This is a genomic window from Mesorhizobium sp. M0802, from assembly GCF_040320115.1.
GTDB lineage: Bacteria > Pseudomonadota > Alphaproteobacteria > Rhizobiales > Rhizobiaceae > Mesorhizobium.
The window spans coordinates 1-25,554 of sequence record NZ_JAMYOY010000008.1; the positions used below are offsets into that span (position 1 = coordinate 1).

31 protein-coding genes are annotated in these 25,554 nt (G+C 63.5%); 15 read left to right on the forward strand and 16 right to left on the reverse strand.

Translation table 11 applies throughout. The features are described from left to right. Positions 1-345 precede the first annotated feature (345 nt). Positions 346-1,257, forward strand: a complete 912-nt coding sequence (locus tag NKI10_RS13280; RefSeq protein WP_023671416.1) for a S1C family serine protease — start codon at positions 346-348, stop codon at positions 1,255-1,257. Between the two features lie 189 nt (positions 1,258-1,446). On the opposite strand, the gene NKI10_RS13285 is transcribed toward NKI10_RS13280, so the two are convergent. Next, entirely contained in the window at positions 1,447-2,061 is a 615-nt protein-coding gene (locus tag NKI10_RS13285) for a hypothetical protein (protein ID WP_023715162.1), read from the reverse strand. A gap of 171 nt (positions 2,062-2,232) precedes the next feature. On the opposite strand from NKI10_RS13285, the gene NKI10_RS13290 reads away from it, so the two are divergent. The 7 genes from NKI10_RS13290 to NKI10_RS13320 all read left to right on the forward strand — a co-directional run bounded on the left by NKI10_RS13290 (position 2,233) and on the right by NKI10_RS13320 (position 9,066). After that, positions 2,233-2,829 (forward strand): YdeI/OmpD-associated family protein, encoded by a 597-nt coding sequence (locus NKI10_RS13290; protein WP_023693762.1) that lies wholly within the window; start codon positions 2,233-2,235, stop codon positions 2,827-2,829. 210 nt (positions 2,830-3,039) lie between these two features. Further along, positions 3,040-4,098, forward strand: a complete 1,059-nt coding sequence (locus NKI10_RS13295; RefSeq protein ID WP_023735411.1) for a GSU2403 family nucleotidyltransferase fold protein — start codon at positions 3,040-3,042, stop codon at positions 4,096-4,098. Positions 4,099-4,306: 208 nt separating this feature from the next. Beyond that, entirely contained in the window at positions 4,307-5,515 is a 1,209-nt protein-coding gene (locus NKI10_RS13300; RefSeq protein WP_023689847.1) for an ABC transporter substrate-binding protein, read from the forward strand. 14 nt (positions 5,516-5,529) lie between these two features. After that, complete coding sequence (locus NKI10_RS13305) at positions 5,530-6,321, forward strand: ABC transporter ATP-binding protein (RefSeq protein ID WP_286456597.1); 792 nt, start codon at positions 5,530-5,532, stop codon at positions 6,319-6,321. Continuing rightward, positions 6,318-7,022, forward strand: a complete 705-nt coding sequence (locus tag NKI10_RS13310; RefSeq protein ID WP_352860339.1) for an ABC transporter ATP-binding protein — start codon at positions 6,318-6,320, stop codon at positions 7,020-7,022. The genes NKI10_RS13305 and NKI10_RS13310 overlap by 4 nt, the downstream gene beginning before the upstream one ends. A gap of 168 nt (positions 7,023-7,190) precedes the next feature. Next, positions 7,191-8,078: a branched-chain amino acid ABC transporter permease gene (locus tag NKI10_RS13315; RefSeq protein WP_023671423.1), complete on the forward strand. Its 888-nt coding sequence runs from the start codon at positions 7,191-7,193 to the stop codon at positions 8,076-8,078. A gap of 1 nt (position 8,079) precedes the next feature. After that, a complete protein-coding gene (locus NKI10_RS13320) occupies positions 8,080-9,066 on the forward strand; it encodes a branched-chain amino acid ABC transporter permease (RefSeq protein ID WP_352860341.1) in 987 nt (328 codons plus the stop codon). Here NKI10_RS13320 and NKI10_RS13325 read toward each other — a convergent pair. The 4 genes from NKI10_RS13325 to NKI10_RS13340 are packed head-to-tail and all read right to left on the reverse strand — an operon-like array spanning position 9,060 to position 13,660. Continuing rightward, positions 9,060-10,013, reverse strand: a complete 954-nt coding sequence (locus NKI10_RS13325) for a Csu type fimbrial protein (protein WP_502897542.1) — start codon at positions 10,011-10,013, stop codon at positions 9,060-9,062. The two genes, NKI10_RS13320 and NKI10_RS13325, sit on opposite strands and share 7 nt — an antisense overlap. A 14-nt stretch (positions 10,014-10,027) precedes the next feature. Then, on the reverse strand, positions 10,028-12,448 hold the full coding sequence (locus tag NKI10_RS13330; protein WP_352860344.1) for a fimbria/pilus outer membrane usher protein: 2,421 nt from the start codon (positions 12,446-12,448) through the stop codon (positions 10,028-10,030). Continuing rightward, complete coding sequence (locus NKI10_RS13335) at positions 12,420-13,142, reverse strand: fimbrial biogenesis chaperone (protein ID WP_352625861.1); 723 nt, start codon at positions 13,140-13,142, stop codon at positions 12,420-12,422. The genes NKI10_RS13330 and NKI10_RS13335 overlap by 29 nt, the downstream gene beginning before the upstream one ends. A 26-nt stretch (positions 13,143-13,168) precedes the next feature. Beyond that, on the reverse strand, positions 13,169-13,660 hold the full coding sequence (locus tag NKI10_RS13340; RefSeq protein WP_023685937.1) for a Csu type fimbrial protein: 492 nt from the start codon (positions 13,658-13,660) through the stop codon (positions 13,169-13,171). An 818-nt stretch (positions 13,661-14,478) separates the two neighbouring features. Here NKI10_RS13340 and NKI10_RS13345 point away from each other — a divergent pair. The 3 genes from NKI10_RS13345 (at position 14,479) to NKI10_RS13355 (ending at position 17,836) form a co-directional block, all read left to right on the forward strand. Next, complete coding sequence (locus NKI10_RS13345) at positions 14,479-14,868, forward strand: DUF427 domain-containing protein (RefSeq protein WP_352860346.1); 390 nt, start codon at positions 14,479-14,481, stop codon at positions 14,866-14,868. 150 nt (positions 14,869-15,018) lie between these two features. Next, positions 15,019-15,576 carry an RNA polymerase sigma factor gene (locus tag NKI10_RS13350; RefSeq protein WP_352655927.1) on the forward strand — a complete coding sequence of 186 codons (558 nt, stop codon included), beginning with the start codon at positions 15,019-15,021 and terminating at the stop codon, positions 15,574-15,576. Positions 15,577-15,721: 145 nt separating this feature from the next. Next, positions 15,722-17,836 (forward strand): EAL domain-containing protein, encoded by a 2,115-nt coding sequence (locus NKI10_RS13355; RefSeq protein WP_352860349.1) that lies wholly within the window; start codon positions 15,722-15,724, stop codon positions 17,834-17,836. A gap of 37 nt (positions 17,837-17,873) precedes the next feature. Here the strand turns inward: NKI10_RS13355 and NKI10_RS13360 are convergent, their stop codons facing one another. Further along, positions 17,874-18,374 carry a hypothetical protein gene (locus NKI10_RS13360; RefSeq protein ID WP_502897541.1) on the reverse strand — a complete coding sequence of 167 codons (501 nt, stop codon included), beginning with the start codon at positions 18,372-18,374 and terminating at the stop codon, positions 17,874-17,876. Between the two features lie 106 nt (positions 18,375-18,480). After that, positions 18,481-18,798 carry a DUF6894 family protein gene (locus tag NKI10_RS13365; RefSeq protein ID WP_023753170.1) on the reverse strand — a complete coding sequence of 106 codons (318 nt, stop codon included), beginning with the start codon at positions 18,796-18,798 and terminating at the stop codon, positions 18,481-18,483. A gap of 195 nt (positions 18,799-18,993) precedes the next feature. Between NKI10_RS13365 and NKI10_RS13370 the strand changes: the two genes are divergently transcribed. After that, complete coding sequence (locus tag NKI10_RS13370; RefSeq protein WP_023671436.1) at positions 18,994-19,713, forward strand: Crp/Fnr family transcriptional regulator; 720 nt, start codon at positions 18,994-18,996, stop codon at positions 19,711-19,713. 49 nt (positions 19,714-19,762) lie between these two features. On the opposite strand, the gene NKI10_RS13375 is transcribed toward NKI10_RS13370, so the two are convergent. Then, positions 19,763-20,056, reverse strand: a complete 294-nt coding sequence (locus NKI10_RS13375) for a DUF982 domain-containing protein (protein WP_023685943.1) — start codon at positions 20,054-20,056, stop codon at positions 19,763-19,765. Positions 20,057-20,169: 113 nt separating this feature from the next. Then, positions 20,170-20,346: a hypothetical protein gene (locus NKI10_RS13380; RefSeq protein WP_023671438.1), complete on the reverse strand. Its 177-nt coding sequence runs from the start codon at positions 20,344-20,346 to the stop codon at positions 20,170-20,172. 241 nt (positions 20,347-20,587) lie between these two features. Between NKI10_RS13380 and NKI10_RS13385 the strand changes: the two genes are divergently transcribed. Then, positions 20,588-20,752 (forward strand): hypothetical protein, encoded by a 165-nt coding sequence (locus NKI10_RS13385; protein WP_023804965.1) that lies wholly within the window; start codon positions 20,588-20,590, stop codon positions 20,750-20,752. On the opposite strand, the gene NKI10_RS13390 is transcribed toward NKI10_RS13385, so the two are convergent. Beyond that, positions 20,749-21,114 (reverse strand): VOC family protein, encoded by a 366-nt coding sequence (locus NKI10_RS13390; RefSeq protein ID WP_023804966.1) that lies wholly within the window; start codon positions 21,112-21,114, stop codon positions 20,749-20,751. The genes NKI10_RS13385 and NKI10_RS13390 overlap by 4 nt on opposite strands. An 82-nt stretch (positions 21,115-21,196) precedes the next feature. Further along, positions 21,197-21,754: an RBBP9/YdeN family alpha/beta hydrolase gene (locus NKI10_RS13395; protein ID WP_352860352.1), complete on the reverse strand. Its 558-nt coding sequence runs from the start codon at positions 21,752-21,754 to the stop codon at positions 21,197-21,199. Between the two features lie 114 nt (positions 21,755-21,868). Here NKI10_RS13395 and NKI10_RS13400 point away from each other — a divergent pair, with 114 nt between their 5' ends. Then, positions 21,869-22,342: an Lrp/AsnC family transcriptional regulator gene (locus NKI10_RS13400; RefSeq protein WP_023693744.1), complete on the forward strand. Its 474-nt coding sequence runs from the start codon at positions 21,869-21,871 to the stop codon at positions 22,340-22,342. Between the two features lie 143 nt (positions 22,343-22,485). Next, positions 22,486-22,899 (forward strand): DoxX family protein, encoded by a 414-nt coding sequence (locus NKI10_RS13405; protein ID WP_023804968.1) that lies wholly within the window; start codon positions 22,486-22,488, stop codon positions 22,897-22,899. Between the two features lie 22 nt (positions 22,900-22,921). On the opposite strand, the gene NKI10_RS13410 is transcribed toward NKI10_RS13405, so the two are convergent. The 5 genes from NKI10_RS13410 to NKI10_RS13430 all read right to left on the reverse strand — a co-directional run bounded on the left by NKI10_RS13410 (position 22,922) and on the right by NKI10_RS13430 (position 25,463). Further along, positions 22,922-23,227: a hypothetical protein gene (locus NKI10_RS13410; RefSeq protein ID WP_023671444.1), complete on the reverse strand. Its 306-nt coding sequence runs from the start codon at positions 23,225-23,227 to the stop codon at positions 22,922-22,924. A 94-nt stretch (positions 23,228-23,321) separates the two neighbouring features. Then, positions 23,322-23,591, reverse strand: coding sequence for a hypothetical protein (locus NKI10_RS13415; RefSeq protein ID WP_352860355.1), 270 nt, complete (start codon positions 23,589-23,591; stop codon positions 23,322-23,324). A 128-nt stretch (positions 23,592-23,719) separates the two neighbouring features. Next, positions 23,720-23,914: a hypothetical protein gene (locus NKI10_RS13420; protein ID WP_023689866.1), complete on the reverse strand. Its 195-nt coding sequence runs from the start codon at positions 23,912-23,914 to the stop codon at positions 23,720-23,722. Between the two features lie 42 nt (positions 23,915-23,956). Next, positions 23,957-24,400, reverse strand: coding sequence for a Ros/MucR family transcriptional regulator (locus tag NKI10_RS13425; protein WP_023727104.1), 444 nt, complete (start codon positions 24,398-24,400; stop codon positions 23,957-23,959). Positions 24,401-24,647: 247 nt separating this feature from the next. Then, positions 24,648-25,463, reverse strand: a complete 816-nt coding sequence (locus tag NKI10_RS13430; protein WP_352860358.1) for a class I SAM-dependent methyltransferase — start codon at positions 25,461-25,463, stop codon at positions 24,648-24,650. Positions 25,464-25,554: the final 91 nt, after the last annotated feature.

Consider the following 25,554-nt stretch of genomic DNA (forward strand, 5'->3'; position numbering starts at 1 on the left):
AACCATCGCCGGTCCTCCGGCGGACAAGAAAACTGTCACCCATGCTATCGGTCCATTCTGTTACCTATCTATCCGGTTCGGACACCGGGCACTTCTCCCCGTATAGTGACGGGGAGAAGGACGCTGTCGCCTACTGATTTCGCCAATTGCCAGCGTTGCCAAGAGCGCCGATGTTGCGGCCATCTCCCTTCTCCCCGTCGCTATACGGGGAGAAGGTGCCGGCAGGCGGATGAGGAGCAACGCCAGCCTCTGAAATGATTGCCTTGTTGCCTAAGCCCTTGCGCCCTGTGCAGCGCGGCATACCTATAGAGGATACTGCCCACGCATATCTGCCAGGATGAAAGCATGCCGATCGATCCCGTTTCCCCGCTCTTGCGCTCCGTCGTTGGCGTGCGCGCCATGGTTCCTGACGATGCCTTCACGGCCAATGCCTTGGGCACGCGCCGGGAAGGCAGCGGCGTCGTCATCCGCGGCGACGGGCTGGTGCTCACCATCGGCTATCTCATCACCGAGGCCGAGGAGGTCTGGCTGACCGACCAGGACGGCCGCGTCGTGCCGGCGCATGCGCTGGCCTATGACCAGGAGACAGGCTTCGGCCTAGTGCAGGCGCTGGCGCCGCTCGGCCTGCCGGCGGTGGCGCTGGGTGACGCCTCGAAGGCCAAGATCGGCGACCCCGTGGTGTTTGCCGACGGCACCGGCCGCTCGGTCAAGGCACACATCGTCACCAAGCAGGAATTCGCCGGCTATTGGGAATATCTGCTCGACGAGGCGATCTTCATTGCCCCGGCGCATCCGTCCTGGGGCGGCGCGGCGCTCATCGGCCAGGATGGCAGCCTGCTCGGCATCGGTTCGCTGCTTTTGCAGATGAGCCGCAACGGCGAGGTCGCCGACATCAACATGGTCGTGCCGATCAACCTTCTGACCCCGATCCTCGACGATCTGCTGACGCGCGGCCAGGTGGCGAAGCCGCCGCGCCCATGGCTCGGCGCCTTCTCGGCCGAGTCGAACGGTGCGGTCGTGGTGATGAGCGTCGCCGAAGGCGGCCCCGCCGCCAAGGCCGGCCTGCGCCAGGGCGACATCATCTCCGACGTGCGCGATGGCGAGGTCGACGGTCTCGCCGATTTCTACCGCAAGCTATGGCAGAATCCGGCGGGTTCGGAGATTCCTCTCAGGGTCGTGCGTGACGGTCGTGAGACTTGGCTGCGAGTGAAATCCGCCGACCGAAACAGCTTTTTGAAGAAACCGCATCTGCAGTGAAGCCAATCTCCCCCCAAGTGGGGGAGATGCCCGGCAGGGCAGAGGGGGGGCGCGAAGGATCGCGACCTCTCGATCTATTTTCTGACAAGAATCGCGGGATAAACGTGGCTGACACTGGCCGGTGCGTTGGCGGGACAGCGGCCCCCCTGCCGGCCATCTCCCCCACGAGGGGGGAGATTGGCTGCCCCCTCAATCCCCGCATACCCTAAAAGGCGTCCCCGTGTCCCACTCCGCGAAGGGCACGACCTGGCCTTCGACAGACACGATACTGTTCACCTTGCTGTCATCATCCTGCGTCTGCATACTTTTGCCCTTGCCGGTCAGCACGTCGTAGTCGCAGCTGCTGTAGACGACAACGGACTGGTATTTGTAATGGTCATAGGCAACGCCGGCGACGACGAAGGCCTCGTTGCGCCAGGCGATGGTCAGCGTCATGTCGGTCCGCTCGCCGGGGCCGATCAGCCCCGGCAGATAGATCTTGATCGAGCCGTTGGGCAGCAAGGTCAACTCCGGTTCGATGCCGGAGCCCTCATAATGCGGCTGGTCGTAGTCGTTCCATTCGCCGTAGACCTGCTCATGCACGACGCCGGCGGGTTTCAGAAAATTGTACTTTTTGTCCCTCAGGAAGAAATGCATGTCCATGGTATCGTCTTCGGGCTCGGTCTCGACGATCATCGCCAGATCGGCGGCGCCGTCCCCATTGAAGTCGCCGGTCAGCGCGGTGATGATCTTCTGGGTTTCGATGGGTTCGGCGAGCGCCGAGGCCGGCAGCAGAAGGATGAGGCCGAGTAACATCGATCGCATGGCATTTCCCCCGAATTGCAGTCTGCCTTGCCCGGCTCGACCAGCCGGGAAACTGCCATGAGCGCCGGCTTGGGCGCAAGCCGGCTCGCAATAGGCTAGGGGGTATCGACGCCGCTGACGGAAACTGGCATCGACAGCCGATACAGCCGGCCCGGCAACAACGAGGTGATGATGGCGCCGTTCAAGGTCGATCCCGACAAGGTTCATGAATTCCCCGATCCCGACAGTTTTTACGCCTGGCTGCGCGAAAATCATGCCGGCGAGAGCGAGGTCTGGATCAAGGTCCACAAGGTCGGCTCGGGCCTCGCCTCGATCACGCCGAAGCAGGCCATCGACGTGGCGCTGTGCTTCGGCTGGATCGACGCCATACGCAAGCCGCTCGACGACAAGAGCTTTCTGCAGCGCTACACGCCGCGCGGCAAGAAGAGCATCTGGAGCAAGATCAACATCGACAATGTCGCCCGCCTGGTCGAGGAGGGCCGCATGACCGAACACGGGCTGAAACAGGTCGAGGCGGCCAAGGCCGACGGCCGCTGGGACCGCGCCTATGCCTCAGGCAAGGACATGAAGATCCCTGACGATCTGCAGGCCGCCATCGACGCCGAGCCGAAGGCGAAGGAGATGCTGGCAAAGCTTTCCGCCCAGAACCGGTTCGCGCTGGCGTTTCGAACGCACAACATGAAGACGGAGGCGGGGCGCAGGAAGAAGATCGAGGCTTTTGTCGAGATGCTGAAGCGCGGCGAGACGATCTATCCGCAGAAGCGGTGAGGCGACGGCAAGCGGCTGCCATGGCGCGCGCAGCTAAAAACCCGCGTGTGAGGTTCTGGCCTCCCTTTCTCGGACATAACCTATTGTTTTTACGGTATTTTCCACTCGGCGTGTGGATGATAGCTGCGATAGTGGAAAAACATAGCAACATATTGTTAATTAAGAGTTTTCCACTATGTTAACTTGATCCTGGCTTAAGAGTGGAAAACGATGCTGAGAGAGTTGACCGGCGAGCAGCGGCGCCAACTCATAGATACGCAACAGGTCTACGAGGCCTGGCAGCGTGCTGATGACCAGCGCCAAAGGCGCTTTGCAGGCAGCATGCGCTGGGTTGAGCGCAGCGGTGCTGAATACCTGCTGCGGAAGGTCCGGCAGGTCGAGAATTCACTCGGGCCGAAAAGCAGCCAGACGGAGAAGGCGTTCGCTGCGTTTTCCGAGGGCAGGGTGCAGAACAAGGATCTGCTGGCAGGTCTGGCCGATCGCCTGAACGGCCTGGCGAAAGTCAATGTGGCAATGGGGTTGGGCAGGGTACCGGCCATCGCCGCACGGATATTGCGGCGGTGCGCCGAAACAGACCTGCTGGGCAAGCAGTTGCTGGTCGTCGGCACGAATGCGCTGTTCGCTTACGAGGCTCTGGCGGGCGTCCAGATCACCAGCGGTCTCACGGCAACCGGCGACATCGACCTGCTCTTCGATTCCCGACGTCGCATCAGCTTCGTGACCGGCGAGAGGGTAAGCCAGTCCGGCCTGATAGGCGTGTTGCGTAAAGTGGACAGGTCCTTCAAGCCGCTCCAGCCCCGGGCCTTCAGGGCAGCGAACCGTGATGGCTATCTGGTCGACCTGATCCGTCCGCAGGCAAGACATGTCCTCAAGAACAACGCCACTACCTCGATTACACAGCTTGCCGACGACCTCGACAGCGCACCCATGGAGGGGCTGCAATGGCTCATCAACGCCCCGAAGGTGGAGGCTGTGGCGATCGATGAGCGTGGCTATCCCGTAAGCATACCGACGGTCGACCCTCGAATGTTCGCTCTGCACAAGGCTTGGCTGGCCACGCGGCCTGATCGGTCTGCGGTCAAGGCAGTGAGAGATCGTGAACAGGCGGAAGCGGCTGCACGCATTGCCACGGGCTATCTTGCGCTTCCGCTGGACAGCGAGCATCTCAAAGGGCTTCCGGGGGCACTGCTGGACGCTGCCGCCGCAACGCTCTCTCTGCCTGGCCCGAGCGGCTTTTCCGAAGACTCTCCAATTGAGCCCGACTGGTAGCGGCCGCGCTAGCACGCCATGCTACGAAAATAGCATTCTCGCCTCGCGAAATGTGATGCTACGGTTCCCGGCGCACCCAGGGCGGAGGGGTTGCCAAGAGGAGAAGTGGCGGGCGCTGGCCCGGATTTCAGCGAGAACCGGACGGAGCTGTTGAACCATTGCAAGGCCGCCGCGTTTTCCAGCGTCGGCCACAAGGGAGGAACCACCTGTGAAAGCATCCTATCTCGTCTCAGCCGCGCTGCTTGCGGCGACTGCGATGCCGGCGGCGGCCGGCGAAATTTCCGACGGCAAGGTCAAGATCGGCATCCTCAACGACCAGTCGGGCGTCTATGCCGATTTCGGCGGCAAATGGTCGGTCGAGGCCGCCAGGATGGCGGTCGAGGATTTTGGCGGCAAGGTGCAGGGCGCGCCAATCGAGATCGTCAACGCCGATCACCAGAACAAGCCCGACATTGCCTCCAACATTGCGCGCCAGTGGTACGACACCGAGCAGGTCGACGCGATCATGGAACTGACGACATCCTCGGTGGCGCTCGCCGTCCAGGGGTTGTCCAAGGAAAAGAAGAAGATCGACATCGTTACCGGAGCGGCATCGGCCGACCTGACCGGCAAGCAATGCTCGCCCTACGGTTTCCACTGGGCTTACGATACCCACTCGCAGGCGGTCGGCACCGGCGGCGCGCTTGTGCAGCAGGGCGGCGACAGCTGGTATTTCATCACCGTCGACTATGCCTTCGGCTATTCGCTGAAGGAGCAGACCTCAAAGGTTGTTGAGGCAAGCGGCGGCAAAGTGCTGGGCGAGGTGCGTTACCCCTTGGGATCGACGGATTATTCCTCCTTCCTGCTGCAGGCGCAGTCCTCCGGCGCCAAGGTTATCGGCCTTGCCAATGCCGGCCTCGACACCTCCAATACCATCAAGCAGGCGGCCGAGTTCGGCATCGTCGCCGGCGGCCAGCGGCTGGCAGCACTTCTGTTCACGCTTGCCGAGGTGCACGGCCTCGGACTGCAGGCGGCGCAGGGCGTGGTGCTCACCGAAGGGTTTTACTGGGACCGCGACGACAAGAGCCGCGACTTCGCCGGGCGCTTCTTCAAGCGCACCAACCGCATGCCCAACATGATCCAGGCCGGCACCTATTCGGCGGTGCTGCAATATCTCAAGGCCATCGACAAGGCCGGCACCGACGAGACCGAGGCGGTCGCCAAGCAACTCCATGAAATGCCCGTCGACGACATCATCAACGCCAACGGCAAGGTACAGGCCGACGGCTCGATGGTGCACGACATGTATCTCTACCAGGTCAAGAAGCCCGAGGAGAGCAAGAAGGACTGGGATTACTACACCTACCTTGCGACCATTCCGGGCGACAAGGCCTTCATCAAGGCTGAAGACAGCGGCTGCCCGCTCGTCACCAAGTGACGCTGGCGCAAGCCGTGGCCGTCCAGCCGGACGGTGCCGAAATCAAGCCGCGGGTGGTGCTCTCCGCCCGCGGCCTGCGGCGCGACTTTGCCGGTTTCGTCGCCGTCAACAATGTCGACCTCGACGTCCATCACGGCCAGATCCATGCGCTGATCGGGCCGAACGGCGCCGGCAAGACGACGATCTTCAACCTCTTGACCAAGTTCCTGCAGCCGAGCAGCGGCAGGATCGAACTGTTGGGCAACGACATCACCCGCACCGCGCCGGCCAGGGTGGCGCGCATGGGTCTCGTCCGCTCGTTCCAGATATCGGCGATCTTTCCGCATCTGAGCGTGCTCGACAATGTCCGCGTCGCCTTGCAGCGGCCGAGCGGGCTCGGCTTCCAGTTCTGGCGCTCGCTGGCCGCGCTTGACCAACTGACTCCACGGGCGCGCGAACTGCTTGCCGTCGTCGGTCTCGACGATGTCGCGCATCGTCCGGCCGGCGATCTCTCCTATGGCAGGAAGCGCGTGCTCGAGATCGCCACCACGCTGGCGCTCGACCCGAAAGTGCTGCTGCTTGACGAGCCGATGGCCGGCATGGGGCACGAGGATGTCGGCGTCATTTCCGGCATCATCCGCTCGCTGGCAACGGACCGCGCCGTGCTGATGGTCGAGCACAATCTCACCGTCGTCGCCGACCTTTGCGACTGGATCACCGTCATGCAGCGCGGCCAGGTGCTCGCCGCCGGCGATTACGCAACGGTGAGCAAGGACGAGCGCGTCAGGATCGCTTACATGGGGACCGAGCAGGGGGACCGAGCATGAGTGAGCCGATGCTTGCCGTGCGCGATCTCCACGCCTGGTATGGCGAGGGCCATGCGCTGCATGGCGTCAACCTCGACGTCTTTCGCGGTGAGACGGTAACGCTGCTCGGCCGCAACGGTGTCGGCAAGACCACAACGCTGCGCGCAATCATGGGGCTGGTCCGAAAGCGCAGCGGCAGCGTCGCGTTCGACGGCAGCGACCTGATGCGCTTGCCGCTGCACCGCGTCGCTCATAAGGGCCTGGGCTTCGTGCCGGAGGAACGCGGCATCTTCGCCACGCTGACGGTCGACGAGAACCTGATCCTGCCGCCGGTGGTGGCCAAGGGCGGCATGAGCGTCGAGGAGATTTTCGACCTCTTCCCCAACCTCAAGGAGCGCCGCAACAGCCCCGGCACCAAACTCTCCGGCGGCGAACAGCAGATGCTGGCCATCGCCCGCATCCTGCGGACGGGCGTGCAGATGCTGCTGCTCGACGAGCCGACCGAGGGCCTGGCGCCGGTCATCGTCCAGCGCATCGGCGAACTGCTGGCCACCTTGAAGAAGCGCGGCATGACCATCCTGCTCGTCGAGCAGAATTTCCGCTTCGCCGCCCGCATCGCCGACCGCTTCTACCTGATGGAGCACGGCAAGGTGGTGGAGGGTTTTGCCGTAAGCGAGCTTGCCGCTCACACGCAACAGCTGCACGAGGTGTTGGGGGTATGATGACGACAGCCCACGGCAGTACCCCCACCCCGCTGCTGCGCAGCGACCCTCCCCACAAGGTGGAGGGCCACCGCCCTACCTCCCCCTTGTGGGGAGGTCGGACCGAAGGTCCGGGTGGGGGTACGTGCCGCACAGACGCATCCCGCTTGCAACACCCTCGGTGACGCCATGACCATGATCTTCGGCATCCCCGTCCAGGCCTTGCTCGGCCAGATGCTGGTCGGGCTGATCAACGGCTCCTTCTACGCCATGCTGAGCCTCGGCCTGGCCGTCATCTTCGGCCTGCTGCGGATCATCAATTTCGCCCATGGCGCACTCTATATGCTCGGCGCCTTCATCGGTTACCTGCTGCTCGTCCATCTCGGCATCGGCTACTGGCCGGCGCTGCTCCTGGTTCCGCTCATCGTCGGCGTCTTCGGCATGGCGGTCGAGCGCGTGGCGCTGTCGCGGCTCTATCGCCTGGATCCGCTCTACGGGCTGCTGTTCACCTTCGGCCTGGCGCTGGTCATCGAAGGCGTGTTCCGTTTCTACTACGGCGTGTCGGGCAACCCTTATGCCGTTCCGGCGCAGCTTGCCGGCGGCACCAATCTCGGCTTCATGTTCCTGCCCAACTATCGCGGCTGGGTGGTGGTGGCCTCGCTCATTATCTGCATCGGCACCTGGCTCCTGATCGAAAAGACCAGGCTCGGCTCCTATCTGCGCGCCGCGACCGAGAATCCGGAGCTGGTGCAGGCCTTCGGCGTCAACGTGCCGCTGCTGCTGACGCTCACCTATGGGCTCGGCGCGGCGCTCGCCGGCCTTGCCGGTATTCTCGCCGCGCCCGTCTACCAGGTCAGTCCGCTGATGGGCTCCGATATCATCATCGTCGTCTTTGCCGTCGTCGTGGTCGGCGGCATGGGTTCGATTCTCGGGGCCATCGTCACCGGCTACATGCTCGGCCTCGCCGAGGGCCTGACCAAGGTGTTCTATCCCGAGGCGTCGAACCTCGTCGTCTTCGTTATCATGGCGGTCGTGCTGCTCCTGCGCCCCGCCGGCCTGTTCGGAAGGGACGCCTGAGATGAGCGAGGCAGCCCTTCACGACCAGCGCACCGCCGCCTCCGTGCGGCTGGAGCGGGTGTTGATAGCTTTGGCCATAGTGGCGCTCATCGCCGCGCCCTTCTTCGTCTATCCGATCTTCCTGATGAAGATGCTGTGCTTCGCGCTGTTTGCCTGCGCCTTCAACCTGCTGCTCGGCTACACCGGGCTGCTGTCGTTCGGCCACGCCACCTTCTACGGCGCCGCCGCCTATTTCTGCGCCTACGCCGTCAAGGCATGGGGCTGGCCGCCCGAGGCCGGCATCCTGCTCGGCACCGCCGGCGCGGCCGTGCTCGGCCTGGTCATGGGCTTCCTCGCCATCCGCCGGCAAGGCATCTATTTCTCGATGATCACGCTGGCGCTGGCGCAGATGTTTTATTTCTTCTGCGTCCAGGCGCCGTTCACCGAAGGCGAGGACGGCATACAGGGCGTGCCGCGCGGGCATCTGTTCGGCATCGTCGATCTCAACGTCACGCTCAACATGTATTTCGTCGTGCTTGCCGTCTTCCTCATCGGCGTCTTCGCCGTCTGGCGCATCGTCAACTCGCCCTTCGGCATGATCCTGCGTTCGATCCGCGAGAACGAGAACCGCGCCATCTCGCTGGGCTATTCGGTCGGCCGCTACAAGCTCGCCGCCTTCGTCATGTCGGCAGCCCTTGCCGGGCTTGCCGGCGCGACCAAGGCGATCGTCTTCCAGTTCGCGACGCTGACCGACGTCACCTGGCAGATGTCGGGCGAGGTGATCCTGATGACGCTGCTCGGCGGCATCGGCACCATGGTCGGTCCTGTCGTCGGCGCCGGCCTCGTCGTCGGCCTGGAAAACACCCTCGCCACCTCAGGCTTCCCGGTGACCATCGCCACCGGCCTGATCTTCATGATCTGCGTGCTGGTCTTTCGCCGCGGCATCGTCGGCGAGATTTACGCGCGCTGGCTGGCGCCGGCCAACGGCGAGGCGGGCCGCGATCAATAGGTGATGGTCACCACCACCGTGTCGGTGTAGACGCCGGCCGAGGGCGTCGTCTGCGGCGGCACGCGGCCATAGACGGTGAGCGCCTGGGCCGTACCGGTTCCGGTGCCGGCCACCGTGCTTCCCGGCGTTCCGGCGTCACCCCAGGGCTGCGAGCGCGCCAGATCCTTGTAGAGGCCGTAGGTGACCCTCTCGGCGCCCTTCGACATTTTGCGGGTGGTCGGCGTGCCCCCTGTCGTGCCGCCATTGAGGGAAACCGTGTACGCGGTAGACGGGGTGCAGGTGACCGTAACCTGGCCGGCGGCATCGACATTGGCGTCGAGCACCCCCTTGGGGCCGAAATCGATGTTCTGGGTGGCGACCAGGCAGTTTGCCGCGACCGTGGCGTTGATGGTGAAGGTCGGACTGGTGCCCAAGTTGCCCGCGCCGGTGTCGCAGCTGCTGCTCAACAGGGTTGTCCGGGAGCGGAACTCGAGTTGCCCGCCCGAAAATGTCGACAGATAGGTGCCCGGCGGGACGGTCGCCTGGCCGCCGGGAACCCGCCCATAGAGCGTCAGGGTGTCGGTTGAGTTGCCGAAGAGATTGGGGCTCAGCAGCAGCGGTGGCGGGCGCGAGGCATAGGCCCAGTTATGGGTGCCCCAGACAACGCTCATTGCGGGGTCCGAATAGAGTTGATAGTTGAGGCTGTTGACGCCGCTCGCCATCTGCCGGGCCGCCGCCGAGGTTGCACCGCCGGTGCCGGCGGCAATATGCGGACACACCAGGACCGGCAGCAGCAATGGCAAACTGCCGCTGCAAGTCGCGGTGAAGGTGGCTGTCGATGTCGCCGCGGTGCCCGACAGCGTGTCGATGAGGCCGAAATTCAAACTGGTGACGGTGTAACTGCAGCTTTGCGCGCGGGCGAGCGACGGCAGCAGCATAAGGACAATGATGAACGTTGCGCGCAGCACCTGGCGTCGGATGTTCATTGGCACACCACGTCCCCGATCACCACCTGCCGGCCACGCATCGCCTCGAAGGGAAACTCTGCCCGGCATGAACCGCCGTCCGCGCGCTCGACCTGCACGGAATTCTGCTTGCCGAGGCCCTTGATATAGGCCTGCCCGTCATAGCCGACGACAAAGTCTTCAGTGCCGCCATCGACGCGTCCCGACAGTCCGGCCTCGAGCGGCGTTCCGCTCGAGTCGACCAGCGTCACCAGCGCGGCCTGTGCCGCCTCGGACACGCCGAACTTCAGCACGACGCCGTTGCGGTCGGCTGGGACGACGGTCTCCTTGGTGGCCGGGACATCCGCGTCCACCGGCAGGTTTTTCGGGTCGATCGACACCGTGTTCAGCTCATAGGAGTTGAGCCCGGTGACCAGGATTCGGCCTTTGCTGTCGGTCCTGCCTACCGGCCGGTTCTGATGCAACACCTCGACATCAGGCGTGCCGACATCGACGACGGCAAAGGCATCGTCGATGCGGTTGGTGGCGAACACCCCGCCGCCTGCGACCGCAATGGCGCCGTCCATCTGGCCGGTCACGCGAAAGTCCTTGTCGAATTGCTGGGCGCCGGCCTCGAAACGCGCAAACGGCGCGCGGTAGCTGACCGCTGCCGAACGATTGGGGACCTCGCCCTCCGAGGTGCGCAGCCGCCAGCCGATGCTGCCGTCCTCGGCCCGCTCCGATTTGGCGAGGTCGGCCACGATATTGAGGCCGTCAGGCCCATGCTCGACACCCGTCGACGCCATGACGTCGTCATTGAACGGGATCGAAATCCCCGCAAAGATGCCATAACTGTCGCCGTCGTCGAGATCGGCGAAGGCCGTGGCATAGAGCGTGCTGCGCTTGAAGATCGCCTGACTATAGGAGAGGCCGACGATCTGGCTGGTCTCGCCTTCGGCATCCTTGAGGTGGGTATAGGAGAAGTTGAGGCTGGAGAAATCGATCGGCATCGGCACGCTGAGCGTCACCTGGTCGACCGCCCGCGGCACACCGGCGCTGAAACGGGTGAAATCATCGGGATCGAGTATGACCGGCTGTGCCGTCACCGAAGCGATGTCATCATAGCCGCCAAACGCCCGCTGCATGCGGGCATTGACCGCCCAGCCATCATAACCGAACTCGGCCCTGGCATCGACCAGCGAGCCGGTGCGCCCGTCATGATGGCTGCCGGCGACTGCCAGCGAAGCCGCGCCATATGCCCCGAGCGGGAAGGCAGCACCTATGCCGCCATTGATCAGATCGGCGCCGCCCTCGGCATGGGCTTCCAATGTCAGCCGGTCGGTCACGCCGTAACGCGCGCTGGCGACCCCCATGACGCGGCCGTCATAATCGTCGGAGGAGATGCCGAAATTGCGCCGCGCCATCCCTGCCTCGACGGAAAAGTCGAGCAGTCCCTGGCGCAGCAGCATGCTGGAGGCATAGAACGGCAAGGTGGCCGTGGTCTCGCGGCCCAGGCTGTCGCGCAGCACCACCTGCGCCTGTCCTGCGCCCGTGAACACCGGCAGATTGGTGACCTGGAACGGCCCGGGCTGGATGTCGCCGGAATAGGTGCGCACGTTCTGCGTATAGACCTCGAGCGTCGACGGCACAGCCGCCGTGCCGCCGAAGGAGGGCAGGGGCAGCGTCACCAGGTCCGATCGCAGGTGGAAGTTGCGTTGCGCCTGGATGCCGCCGAGATAGACCGGACGCGTCCACGACAATCCACCGGAGATGAAGTCGCCGGCCCGATAGGTCATCAGCCGGTCGGGGTCGGAATAGCTCCATGTCGTGTTGAGCCGCGTGAAGCCGCCCAGCCTGCCGTCGGAATAGCCGGCGATGAAGGATTGGCTGAGCGTTCCATAGGGGCTGAACACGCGCGCATCGAAGCCGCCGGAAACGCCCTGGAACAGCTCGACGTCCTTGTCGAACAATGTGTTGGAGCTGGCAAACAGCGAATAGTTGAGAACCGCGCCCAAGCCCGATTGCGGCGCCGGCCGGTCCTGCAAGCGCAAGCCGAGATCCACCATGCGCGCCTCGCGGCTGTCATTGGCGGCGGTGACGTAGAGGCGCTGGGCTACCTCATCGATCCGAAACGAAACGTCGGCCAACTGGTCGAGCCTGACCAGGCCGCCGGCGTCGGCTATGTCCTCCGGCGGTTTCAGGCCGACCTCCTTCAGCTCTTGGGGCGCCGCCGCCAGCCCACCATCCGGCATCTCGATAAAATTGCCGACCAGCTTGGTCGAAACGTCGTTGATGAACACCTCGAGATAGAGGCTGCGGCCCGCTGGCAAAACGGAAGCCGGCTGTTCGAGGTTCGTCACGGCCGGAAATTCCTGCGAACGCACCGCCAAGCAAGGTGTGAAAGTCGCAACCGCGACGATGACAGCGACGCTACTTGCCCTTGACGGCAACGTTGGCATCGAAGGGTCCAAGATCGCTCTGTGCCTTCAAAAGCACGGAGCCCGCTGACAGTGATTTGCCGCTGCCGATCGGCCACTGCATGGTCGCGCCGCCCAGGACATAACCGACGAGCCCGTTTCGGTTGCCGAGCTTTTTGCCGTTCTGGGTCAGGGATAGGTTGGACAAGCGGAGACGACTTTCACCGGTATTGCTGGCTGTCAGCACAAGACTGCCGCCCTTGCGCGAAACACTCCAGGCGACTGCCGGCGCGGCCGCATCGGCGTCGCGGAAAAACACCGGCACGGAGTAGCGCAGCGCGAGCGCGACCGTACCGGCCTTCTTGCGCGACGGGTCGGGTAACTCGTCGACGATGACGCGGTAGCTTTCCTCGGCCCGCACCGGCGCCTTGCTGACGCGCACGACGCGAACCACGTATTGGGCATTGGGTCCGAGTTTGGTCGATGGCGGGCTGGCGACGACGTCCGTAGTCGGCGTCAGCGTCTCGATCCCGCCAGACTGGCTCCAGGCGAAGACGCGTATCTGCACATTGATCGGCCGCTTGGGGTCATCGTTGCTGAGGTTGAGAACCGCCGAGGCGTCGGGCGAGATCAGCTCGAGACCTGTCGGCGCCACCCTGAGCGAAGCGGCTTGTGAGAGACCGGCGCACAGCAACAGAACAGCCGTGGCTCCGATGCATGAAAGCATGGATCGCATGATCGTCCTCGTGTTGGTATCGATTGTCAGTACGTTATGGTGATCGCAACGGTGTCGGTGTAGAGGCCCGCCGCCGGTGTCGTCTGCGGTGGAACACGCCCGTAGACCGTCAGCGGCTGAATGGCGCCGTTGCCGGTTCCGCCGACCGTGTCGGTGGGGATCGTGGTGCCCCAAAGCTGCGTCCGGGTGCTTTCCCTGTAGATGGTGTAGTCGATCGTCGCCGACGCCGGCCCGGTCATCTTGCGAACAGCAACCGTTGCGCCCGCGCCCGCGCCGGCGCTCAGACCAACATTGTAGGACTTGCCGGTCGTGCATTGCACGTTGATGGTGCTGGTCTGGTCGACATTCGCATCAATGACACCGTGCGAGCCGAAATCGAGATCGCTCGCCGTCTGCACCTTGCATTCGTCGGTAATCGTGATGCGGACATTCATGCTGCCCGTCGCGGTCGCGGCGATCGCGGGCAGGATGGGAAGCAGCGACGCTCCCGCCAGCAGCGCATATTTCAGCAATCTCATGCGTGTTTCCTCCGTCGGGCAGACCGTTCCTCGCAACACAGTCTTGACCCGGATTTCACTCCTACAGCTCCTCCGTTGCATGCTTCGCAAGACATCAACGATACAGTAATGTCAGAAGCGAACTGTGCAATGATTATTACAACTTAGATTCGGATTACGACAGCGAATAACTTCGGCATGTATCGGATAATTTTGGTTAATATTTGGTTAATAGAGATGAAATGGACATTTTTCCGAAGTGAAAGTTCGTCTGTCGAAAATTTATTTTGCTTCTCGTGCCGAAAAGGCGAAGATATCTGGCAAATCATCTTGATTTTGTAGAGTCTCACCTGTCGTCCTTTATTATCGATATTTCGCGCGTGCACCGGCGCCAAGCAGCCATCGCCATAGCCGCGCCGGTAGCTGTTCGCGCCTGTCCAAGCCTTGCGGTCGTGCTGACAGGGCCGCATTCGCCAAAACCGTGTTCCGCCCGGCCCAAGCATGGCCGTCCCGGCTGAGATAAATCCACCGCCGTCGGATCGCGGCGAAACACATGCGAATCGTTCTTGCCACGCTGGCCCGGATTTCCTTCGGCGGCGCATCGGCCGGACGGGAGATGCGCCTGTTGTCCCTTGGAGCCATGATCCACGGCCGGCAGCCGCGCGGACCGGCTGCCAGACGTCAGAAAAGGAAGAACGATGAAGAAGACCTATGAAAAGCCACAGCTCGAAAAGCGCCAGAAGCTGTCGCGTGTGACCGCTGTCGCCGGCCCATCAGTGACCAGTGAGAGCTGACGCCGTCGACCGGCATCGAACCACCAGCGGACAAGGAGAGCAGTCATGGATCAGCATGCGAACCCGTCACCCGGCTTCAGGCGCAATCCGGGCAAGGTGATCACCGTCGAGCCCTTCAACGGGCGTGTCGTCGTGTTTGCAAACGGCACCATCATCGCTTCCTCGGCAAAAGCCAAAATGGTGACCGAGCCGCCCCATCCCTTCTCCTTCTACATCCCGTTCGAGGACATCGACTTCCGCAAGCTTAGGAAGACGGAGCGGTCGACGCTGTGCCCCTACAAGGGTGACGCCAGCTACTGGAACGTGCTGCCGGCGGGCGAAACCGGCAACGACGCGATGTGGGCCTATGAGCAGCCCTTCGACGAGATGGCCGAGATTCGCGCCCACGGCGCCTTCTATCCCGACCGGGTCACCATCGACGCCACGCCGCGCTAGCGCGTCATGCCTGTCGCCCAAAAGTGCCCAGCGTTTTTGGAGCCGACGACAGGCATGAACAGAGGAATTTTTTCAGATCAGCCAAAGCTGTCCTCACCCGGGGGCGCAGCGGTTTTGCGGCACGGCATGCCGAAACGAAGACAAAATGTCATGGACGAAAAGCAGAGAGCCATTCTCGACGAAATCCCGCGCCTGCGCCGCTATGCGCGCTCGCTGCTGCGCGACCGCGATTCCGCCGACGATCTCGTCCAGGACTGCCTGGAGCGGGCGCTGCTGCGGCTGGACAACTGGCAGACGGGAGAGAGCCCGCGAAAATGGCTGTTCACGATCATGCATCATCTGTTCATTGACCAGATGCGCAAGGTGAACCGGCGTGGCGAGGCCTCGATGCTGCCGCTGGAGGCCGGCGAGGTGCAGGCCTCTCCCGCCGACCAGCTGGAGAACGTCGCCGCGCGCGAGATCATCGACGCGCTGCAGGCGATCAGCCCGGACCGCCGTGCCGCGCTGACCATGGTCGCCATCGAGGGCTTCTCCTATGCCGAGGCCGCCGAGATGCTCGGCGTTCCGGCCGGCACGCTGATGTCGCGCATCGCGCGCGGCCGTGAGGAACTGCGCGGCCTGCTCGAGGACAATGCGCGCCGCCGCGCGATAAGGATCGTCGAGCCAAGGCCGGGCAGGGCGGTTCCAATCAGGGCGCCAATGGCATGACGAGCCCCAATCGCATGATGACGCCTTACGGCATGGTCCGGCACGATTGCAGGCCTTGTCCGCACTGTGGGCGCGGCGCACCCGGTAACGGTTTCTTCTCTGCTTGCGTGCATAGTGGCGGCGACGGAGTGAGCGAAATCAGGGCATGGCTGAAGAGAAAATACGCAACGGCGAATTCTGGGCGCTTGCGCTCGAACGCGCTCATCTCGGCGTATGGGACTGGGATATTTTGAGCGGCGACTGTTTCTATTCGCCGACCTGGTCGCACATGCTGGGTTATGAGGATGGCGAGCTTGCCAACAGCGACGACCTCTGGCTGAAGCTGACGCATCCCGACGACCGCCAGCGGGCGCTGGCCAGCGGCGAGCGGCACATTTCCGGCCTGACCGCCTCGATCGAGACCGAGCTGCGCCTCAAGCACAAGGACGGCCACTGGATCTGGGTGCTGGACCGCGGCGGCATTGTCGAGCGTGACGAGACGGGCAAGCCGGTCAGGCTGATGGGCGTGCAGACCGACATCAGCCGGCAGAAAGAGGCGGAAGCCGAACTGGAGCGGGTCAATGTGCGCTTTCGCCTGGCGCTGGCGGCCAGCGGCACCGGCATCTGGCATCACGACATCGACGCCAACAAGAGCTATTGGGACGCCCGCACCAGGGAGATATTCGGTCTGGTCGCCGACACCGACGAGGTGGCCGCCGACCTCTGGCATTCCTATCTGCACCCCGACGACAAGGATGCCGCAGAGCGCGCCCATCTGGCGCCGCTTTCGACCGACGGCGTCGTCGCCGCGCAATACCGCATCGTCAGGCGCGACGGCGAAATCCGCCATGTCGAATCGCTGGTGCGCTTCATCGCGGCGCCTGAGACAGCGGGCCAGATTCTCGGCACCGTGCGCGATATCACCGAGGACAAGAAACGCGAGCGGGAACTCGCCTACGCCGCTCACCACGATGCGCTGACGGGCCTCTTGAACCGTGCCGCCTTCGACCGGCTGCTGGCCGTGCACATCGCCACCGAGCGGGCTTTGCCGCTGGCGGTGTTTTACGTCGATCTCGACTACTTCAAGGCGCTCAACGACTTCGCCGGCCACGCCGCCGGCGACCTGGCGCTGAAGGGTGTGGCCGCCGGTATTCTGGGCTGCCTGCCGGCATCGGCGCGTGCCGCGCGCCTCGGTGGCGACGAGTTCGCGCTGCTGGTGCCCAATTGCCAATCGGCCAAGGCCGAGGCGCTGGCCGGCGCGATTCTTGCGGCGGTCCGTGACGCCGACCTCGGACTGCCGGCGACCTCGCGAAAACTCGCGGCCAGCATCGGCATCGCCTTCGTCGAGGACACCACCACCACGGTTGCCGATGCGTTGGCCTGCGCCGACGACGCCTGCTATGCGGCCAAGGCGGCCGGGCGCAATCGCTTCGCGGTGTTTTCGGCCGATGCGGCGTCGGGCTCCGGCGGCCTCAACGCTGCGCGTGTCGCCGCCGACACGGTCGACGCCATGGATGAAGGGCGGCTGAAACTGTTCGGCCAGGAAATCCATCTGCTCGGCCAGCCCTGGCAGGAGAGCCGCCATGTCGAGGTGCTGGCGCGGCTTGCCGGGCGCAATGGCAAGCTGATCCCGCCCAACGAATTCATTCCGGTCGCCGAGCGCTTCGGCATTGCCTCGCGGCTGGACCGCTGGATCATCAGGACAGCGCTTTCGCAGCATGGCGAGGCGATGCGCTCAGGCGCCATCATGCTCGGCTTCAACCTGTCGGCGCAGACGCTGAGCGATCCGCTGCTGTGGGATTTCGTCGACGCCGTCATCGCCGAGACCGGGGCGCCGCATTCCGGCATCGGCTTCGAGATCACCGAGACCGCGGCCGTCACCAATTTCGACGCCGCCGAGCAGTTCGTGCGTAAGGCGCGCGAGCGGCAATGCCGCGTCAGCCTCGACGATTTCGGCGCCGGCATGAGCTCGTTCGAATATTTGCGGCGCTTTCCGGTCGATCAGATCAAGATCGACGGCTCGTTCATCGAGAATATCGCGGAAAGCAGTTTCGACCGCGAGATCGTCTCGGCCATAGCGGGCATCGCCAAAAGTCTCGGCTGCGCGGTGGTGGCCGAAAAGATCGAACAGCAGGAAGCGCTCGACATTTTGCGCGGCATGGGCGTGGCCTATGGCCAGGGTTTTCTGCTTCACCGGCCGGAGCCGCTCGAGGCGATCGTCGCGCGGGCCGGCGAACAGTCACCGGCCAGCGGACAGTCGCCGGAAAAGCGCTTCGGCTGAGACTTCTCATCGCCTCGGGCTCGCGCGACTTGTCCGGCTAACCGGCGTCGGCCTTTTCCTGCTTTCGCTGCGCCGCCTCCTTCTTGCGGCGCAACACCTCATCTGTACCGACAAGGTCCTTCGAGGCGCCGGAAATGGCGGTCGAGACGACGGCGGGCGGATCGCTGGCCGGAAAACTGTCTTCGAGCCCTGATTGCAACTGCTCCTCGAGCGTCTGCGGGTTCTCGGAGCGGCCTTCGGCGCGGCGCTCGCCAACGGCTTCGACATCGCTCTTGGTGTCGGGGTGAGCGCGGGCTTCCGATATCGTCGACACCACCAGCTCGATGGCGAACTCTTTCATCGCCTCGGCTTGCGGCCCATCGACATCGGAGTCTTCGATCAGGCGGATGAGCGACTTTTCCAGGGCGCCCAGTTCCTTGACGCCCTGACACCGCGCCAGACGCTTGGTGAGCCAACCGATCAGCGCCGGGGCAAAGGTCGAATAGGCAAGCCTGCGTGTGTCGTCGACCTGCTCGGGATGAAGCTTTTGCAAGGACATAGATGCCTCCAGTCAATCAGCCGGGCAGCTTCTGCCGCTGGCCCCTCCTTAGGAAACAGAGGGGAGGGCAAGAGGTTCCATACAGTCCTCGACAGGGTCGACGAGTTCAACTCCACAGCGACGCCATGGTCAGCGACGCTTCGAATATCTGCTCCCTGTTCTCGTTCAGCATCTTGACGGTGATCCGCCGGTGGTCGCCCTCCGGTATCTCGTCGCGCGCCACATCGTGCAATATGCGCAGCGCTTCGGCTCCCGCGCGCTCCCGGCTGGGAAAAAGCTGCCCCTCTTCGTCAATCTGGGTCTCGGCGTTGTACAAGTCGAAGTAGAACCGTTCCATATGTGCAAGTCCCTGCTGGAGAACGCTAAAGCGCGTCGCGGTTGAAAGGGCGCAGGCGACGCGCTTCAGGTCTGTGTTTTTATGCATGTCGTTGTCTCAAAATCGGGGCCATTTTTGAGCGACATGGACTAAATCCCAACCCGCACCCATGGTTCCATGCGACTGTGTCCTGAGCAGATTTCCTGCCAGGAGCCGTCGCCGTGCCGGCCGATTGCAACCGCACCCGATCTCCGGCGTTTGGCTAGGCCACGAATGTCCACGAAATCTCGAACTGGATCCTCGATGCTAGAACCGCTTTATCTCAACCTTGGCCAGCATGACGCTTTGTCCGAGCAGGAAAAGGGGCTGCTGGCAGCCGCCATGACCATCGAGATGGATTTTGCCACCGGTCAGGACATCGTTTCCGAGGGATCGAGGCCAGGTTACAGCACGCTCATCATCGAGGGTCTGGCGGCGCGCTACAAGGTGCTGGAGGATGGCGGCCGCCAGTTCACCTCGTTGCAGGTGCCCGGCGATTTTGTCGATTTGCACGCCTTCCTGCTCAAGACAATGGACCATGGCATTATAGCTTTGTCGCCATGCCGGGTGATCGCCGCCGACCACAGTCGGCTAAGGACGATCACCGAACAGGCGCCTCATCTCAGCCGCTTGCTGTGGCTGGACACGCTCGTCGATGGCGCCATCCATCGGGAATGGATCGTGGCCATGGGCCGGCGGTCCAAGACGTCGCACCTGGCGCATCTGGTGTGCGAGCTGTTCGTCCGGCTCCAGGTGGTCAAGCAGACCAACGGCATGAGTTTCCGGCTTCCCCTGTCGCAGGCGGAACTGGCCGATGTGCTTGGGCTTTCGGTGGTCCACATGAACCGGGTCATCGGCGCGCTGCGCAAGATCGGTGTGATCGGCTGGGCGAATTACATGGTGACCATTCTGGACTGGCAGCAGCTGGTGGAAATCGCCGAGTTCGACCCGACTTATCTCAGCATGAATCGCGAGCCGAGATAGGCCATCCGGCGTTCGCCATGACATCGCCGGCAATCCGTCAGCCGGTCTTTCAACGATGCCCATCCAGCGACGCCAATTCGTCGAGCATGGCAAGGGCGGCACTTGGCTTGGCCGGCTTCAGCAAGCCCTGTTGGGCGGCGGCATTCTGGAAAGCGGCAAAGGCGATGTCCGGGCGGCAAATGCCGTTCAACGCGTCGTCCACCAGCCTGTCGGCCGCCTTGTAGGCCGCCGTCTGCTTGTTCTTCCATGTTCCGCCTAGCGCCCTCCTGGCGTCGGCGATCGACGACACCGTCATCGCGCTGCCGTCCACGAATCTGATCGTCAGGGGCAGAAAACGGCTCATGCGCTCACCATCCAAACCATTCGCGCCTCGCCCGGATCGATCTCATCACTTGCCTCCTTGAAAACGGGATCGCCATAAACGAGGAAATCACAAACTGGTTGCAGCCCGGCGAGCTACATGTTGCTTGCCGGCCAGATCGGCCGATGCGGACGATAAGGCGGCCGCGGCGCCGGCTTCAACGGGATGTCGGCGAGCGAGTTGCGGATCGGCCTGAACAGTATCGGCGAAGACGCGGCGCGGCGGTGCAATACCGCGGCCGACAGTTTGGCAATCAGATTTCGAACGTCCATGGGACACCTCGAGCGCGTTGAGAGTCCCCCCATCGCGATCACCTACCACCTCACGCCCAGCATCCGCATTTAACTTTGATATAGGCCGGACGAATACGCGCCGCGCGCAATGTCTGCCGCCGAGATTCTGCCGATCCTCGGCGGCGGCTGTTGAGGGCGGCGCCAGGCTGGCCGTCACGCATCCCAGCAGCGGCGTCGCAGACGCTGCTGCAACCGGATGAATTTTCGTGCATTCTTGTGCATGGCCACAATGCTTCGAACCGACACGCCGGCAAAATGCTGCTCCTATTGCGGTTCGCGAGAGCATGACTACGAGGATTGTCCGAAGCGCAAAGCAGACGCCGAGCGGCCTTGGGAAGACCCGGCAAAGCTCGGCGCCGAAGCCCAGGCGACGGCCGAAGCCTAGCTGGGCTCGAACAGCTCGATCACGTTGCCGGACGGGTCTTCACAAAGAATCTGTCGCCCGCCCGGACCTTCGACGATCTGGTTGCGGAACCGCACGCCGGCCTCGCGCATCTCAGTCACGATTGACGGCAATTGCTCGACTTCGAGCACGAACCGGTTCCATCCGCCCGGCTCGGGTGTCCGGCCGTCCGGCATCGGCCTGGCTGCCGACGCCATGGGGCCGGCGAGCCAGAGCGAGAGGTCGCCGCGCGTCAGGATGGCCATCGCCGGACCGAATTGCTGCTTCAGCGCGAAGCCCAGATGGCTCGTATAAAACGCGATGGACAGATCGACATCGCGGACCAGATATCGGACGGACACCATTCGCAGGCTCCCTCACAAACGCCCTCCCGAGAGATAGCTGGCGGGACAAGTCGGGGCAAGCCCGCGCGCACGCTTCGGGCGCCTACGGTGCGATTGCGTGGTCGGCCTGTCTCTCTCTCACGAAGGCCGTCAGCAACTCCATTCCCGCCGGCCAGTCGCCCAGCCCGCTATTGCTGTTGATGTGACCAAGCGGCCCGGCGATGTGCAGTTCGCTGCCCCATTGTGTGGCTTTCTCACGGGCATAGCCGTTCGGATCATAGGGATCGTCGGTGCTGGCCACGATCAGCGAGGGGAAGCGAAGCGGCCCGCGCGGCGTATCGGCGAAGGGAATTCCGTAAGAGGGATAGACCGGCGAGGCCGGGTCGGGAACCGCAACCAGAAACGCCCCGCCGATCCGACGGCTCGACACCGCCTGCCAATGCGCGACCAGCAGGCAGCTGAGACTGTGGGCGACGAGCACCGGCGGGGTCATTGCGTGTGACACCGCGACGTCCAGCGCCGCCACCCAGTCGTCGAAATCCGGCAGCTCCCAGCTTGCCGGGCTGAAGCGGCGCATCGCCGGGTCGGCCTGCTGCCAGCGTGTCTGCCAGTGGGTCTCGCCCGATCCGCCGCTGCCCGGCAGAATGATGAAGTCGGTCATAGAAAATCCTGTTTCTTCGCCGCAGATGATGCCCCAATCCTAGGGCTTCTCCTTGTTCGCGGAATGAGAGATCATCGGAAAGCGACGAAGAATTCCGATGGATTGAAGGTGTTCATGGCAAACGGCGATTACCGGCCACGGCTCGACCCCACCGACATGGCAATCATCGAGATCATGCAGGAGGATGGCCGCATCGGCATTTCCGAACTCGGCCGCCGCGTCGGCCTGTCCCAGCCCGCGACGTCGGAGCGGGTGAAGCGGCTGGAGGAGCGCGGCATCATCGCCGGCTACCGGGCCGCGATCGATCCCACCGCCCTCGGTCTCGGCACCATGGCCATGATCCGCCTGCGCACCACGCATGAGCACATCCAGACCTGCCTGAAGAAATTCGCGGCCATGCCGGAAGTGGTCGAGGTGCTGCGGGTGACCGGCGAGGATTGTTTTCTGGTCAAGGTCGTCGTCCCGTCGCCGCCCGACCTCGAAAGCATCGTCGACGCCATCGGCCGCTACGGCGCGGTGACGACCAATGTGGTGCTTCGGGCCGAGCCGCCGAAGCGGCTGGGGCGGGAGCTGATGGCGAAGCTCTGAGCGGCCACTCGCGGCAAGAGGATTGCAAGCGCCTCCTTTGCGAGGTTCGGCTTTGCCGCGAAAGAATTTCGCGGGCTGGTGTAGGATCGGCGGCGTGGCGCCCGTCCTTGGGGCGAAACCCGTTGCAACCCTTGGAGGACATCATGGAAGCCGTTCAATCGCCATGGCAGACCGCGGCCATTCTCATCGCCCGCCTGACCCTGGCCGCCCTGTTCGCGATGGGCGCCGGCCTCAAGTTCATGGATATGGGCTTGACCGCCGGCTACATCGCCGCCGCCGGCTTTCCGTTCCCGCTGTTTCTGGCCTGGTGCGCCGCGATCCTCGAAACGCTGCTGGTGATCGCCTTGCTGACCGGAGCATTCTTCACGCCGGCTGCCCTGGTCGCCGCCGTCTATGTGGTCTTCCTCGGCTTTGCCTTCCACGGTCCGTCGCACTGGACCGGCAACCAGGCCGAGGTCGGCGCCTTCATATCCCATTTCCCGTTCGCCGCCGGCTTGTTGTTCGCCGCCGTGCATGGACCGGGCAGCGTGCTGGCCTCGAAACTCGGCCGAGGGTGAGGCCCCGCGTCGGCAGACCGCCTCACATCTGGTCGTTGTAGGGTTCCTTCATCTGGCCGACCATGCGGGCCAGTTTCGAGAAGGACGGCATGTCCGCCTCCGGCTGGCATTGATTGGCCAGTTCCAGCAGTCGGATCGGAAAGTTGACGGCGTCGCGGTTGGACTCCGACATGCCGTCGGACCGCTCCTCGCCGGTTTCGATGGCCTCGGCCTTGCGCAGCGCAATGTCGATATCCTCCACCGTGAGCAGGCCCTTGCGCACCAGCACCTGATTGATCGAGGCGACGGCCATCAGCAGGCCTTCGAGTTGCAGATTGGCGACGTTCATGGCTGTTGCTCCCATTTGGCTCAGGCTCAACGCATGAGCCGCTGTTACGATCCGGACGGGGATACAAGCGATAGGCGTCCGTCGATGGCCTGCGCTACTCTTCTATCCAGCGGCGGCCATATTCGGCCCACAGCGCCTTGACCTCCCGGCTGCCGAGGCGCGGGGCGGCGCCGTCGCCATAGGCGATCAAAACGCCGCTGATGTCGTAATGGGGGTGGGCGTCGATGACGAAGCGGATCGCCTCGCCGAGCGGCCTTCTGCCGATGACCGGATCGGCCTGGCCTTGGCCGACGCTGCGAACGCCCGAAACAGTGGCTGGCGCTTGCCGCATCCTGAACACGGATGCCATGGCTGGTTTGTCCATCCCGCTCTCCCCCGAGTTGGAGTTCCATAAGAGCCAGCTAATGACCAGTCGGTCGATGCCTGTAGAAGGCTGCGTCTTGTGATCCGCCGCAAGTGCCGGCGATATGCTGCAGCCGGTTGAAGGACTGTTCAGGCCAGCGGATCCGCCGCCGGCGGCCTGGCGGGAAGGCCGAGCCTTGTCCGCTCGCCGTCGGCAAACTCCTCGGCCGCTTCCTGGGCCATGAACAGATGCTGGGTCACCGTGCCATTCTCGGCAACCAGCACCGCCCATTGGCGGCGGTCGACACGTTCCACGCGAACGTCATTGGGCTCTCCGGCCACCACGATCGTCCTCCAGCAGGCGTACGGCACGGAGGGGGCGTGCCTTTACGCCTTGGTCTTGCTCTTGGCCGGCGCCTTGGCGACCGGGGCCTCGGGTGTTCTGATGCCGAGCCCGAACTCCTTTGCCAACTCCGATCGTTTGGCGGCGTAGCTGGGCGCCGTCATCGGATAGTCGCCGGGCAGGTCCCATTTGGCGCGATAGGCTTCCGGCGTCATGCCATGGGCGGAGCCGAGATGACGCCGCAGCGACCTGAACTTCTTGCCATCCTCGAGGCAGTAAATGAAATTCGGCGTTACCGAGCGCTTGCGGTTGACCGCGGGCTCAGGCGCAGGTTGCGGCGGAGCAACGGGATTGTCCACGGCCGCGAGCGCTGCATTGACGCTCTCGATCAACGCCGGCAGGCTATCCGGAGGCACTGAATTGTTGCGCACGAATGCCGCGACGATGTCGGCGGTCAGATTTATATTTCGGATTTTGTCCTCAGACATGGCTTCTTTTGCCCCCTTGATGCCAAAGGGCAAATTATCAGACAACATCCGCCGACGGCATGGCACTTTAGAACATATGCATATGACTTGACGCCGGATGTGGTAGCGCTAGCATCGCCGAGTCTCCGATCGATGTCGATGTAGGAATTCTTTCCTGACATATCTTGACCGGTGAGGGCAGCTATGCTATGATTTGTTCATGGTGCTGATTTGCGCCAGCAACCCGCCGCCGAGGCGGGTTTTTGTTTCATGCCGGCTTGGAAACAATAACGGCCAGTGAGGCGAGTTTTCCCTCGCTCAGGCTGCTTATGTAGTTTTTTCGCCGATGCACGAACTCGGCGCCGAGGACGATCTCATTGGCCTGCTGCTGGGCGGGCGACGGAACCATGCTGGAATTTGCCCGTTTCAACGCCAGCTCGACGTGATCGCCGGTTTCGTCGATGACGTCGTCGACCTGGAATCCGGCTGAAGCAAACAGAGCCTTCAGGGTTTCGCGGTCGACGAGATGGCTGGCCACAGCCGACACCGCCCAAGGCAAGGGATAGTGAGGCTCGCCGTCCGCCAGCACCGCCTCGGTCCAGACAAGCCTGGCCTTCGGCTTCAGTACGCGCCACGCTTGCCCGATGACCGCCGCCTTGTCGGCGATATTCATGCCGACATAGAAGCAGATTGCCGCGTCGAATGTGTCGTCTGCAAAAGGCAGCCTTGTCGCATCGGCCTCATAGAAACGCACTTTGTCGCCGAGGCCGCAGAGCTCGGTCAATCGGCGGGATGCCTCGACGAACGCCTGCGTCAGGTCGACGCCGTCGACGCTGCACCCATAGGTCTCGGCAAGGAACCGGGCCGGGCCGCCAATGCCGCTGCCGATGTCCAGAACCCGATCGCCAGCGGAGGGCGCAAGACGCGCGGCATGCTCCTGCGTGGCGATCAGCTCGCGGCCATGAAGCTGATCGAACGGATAGAGTTGTTTGGCTGCGAGGCTGCCGGCCCTGGCGTCCGGCACAGCCGACAGGATGCGCTCGACAATGCCGCCGCTGCCATAGTGACTGGTCACATCGCTCATTGTGCGCTCTCCGACGAGGCCCAGCATCCCATCGAAGCGGCCCTCGCGCAATGCTGGCGGCGGAGGACGAGGCTTTGACCAGAGTAGGAAT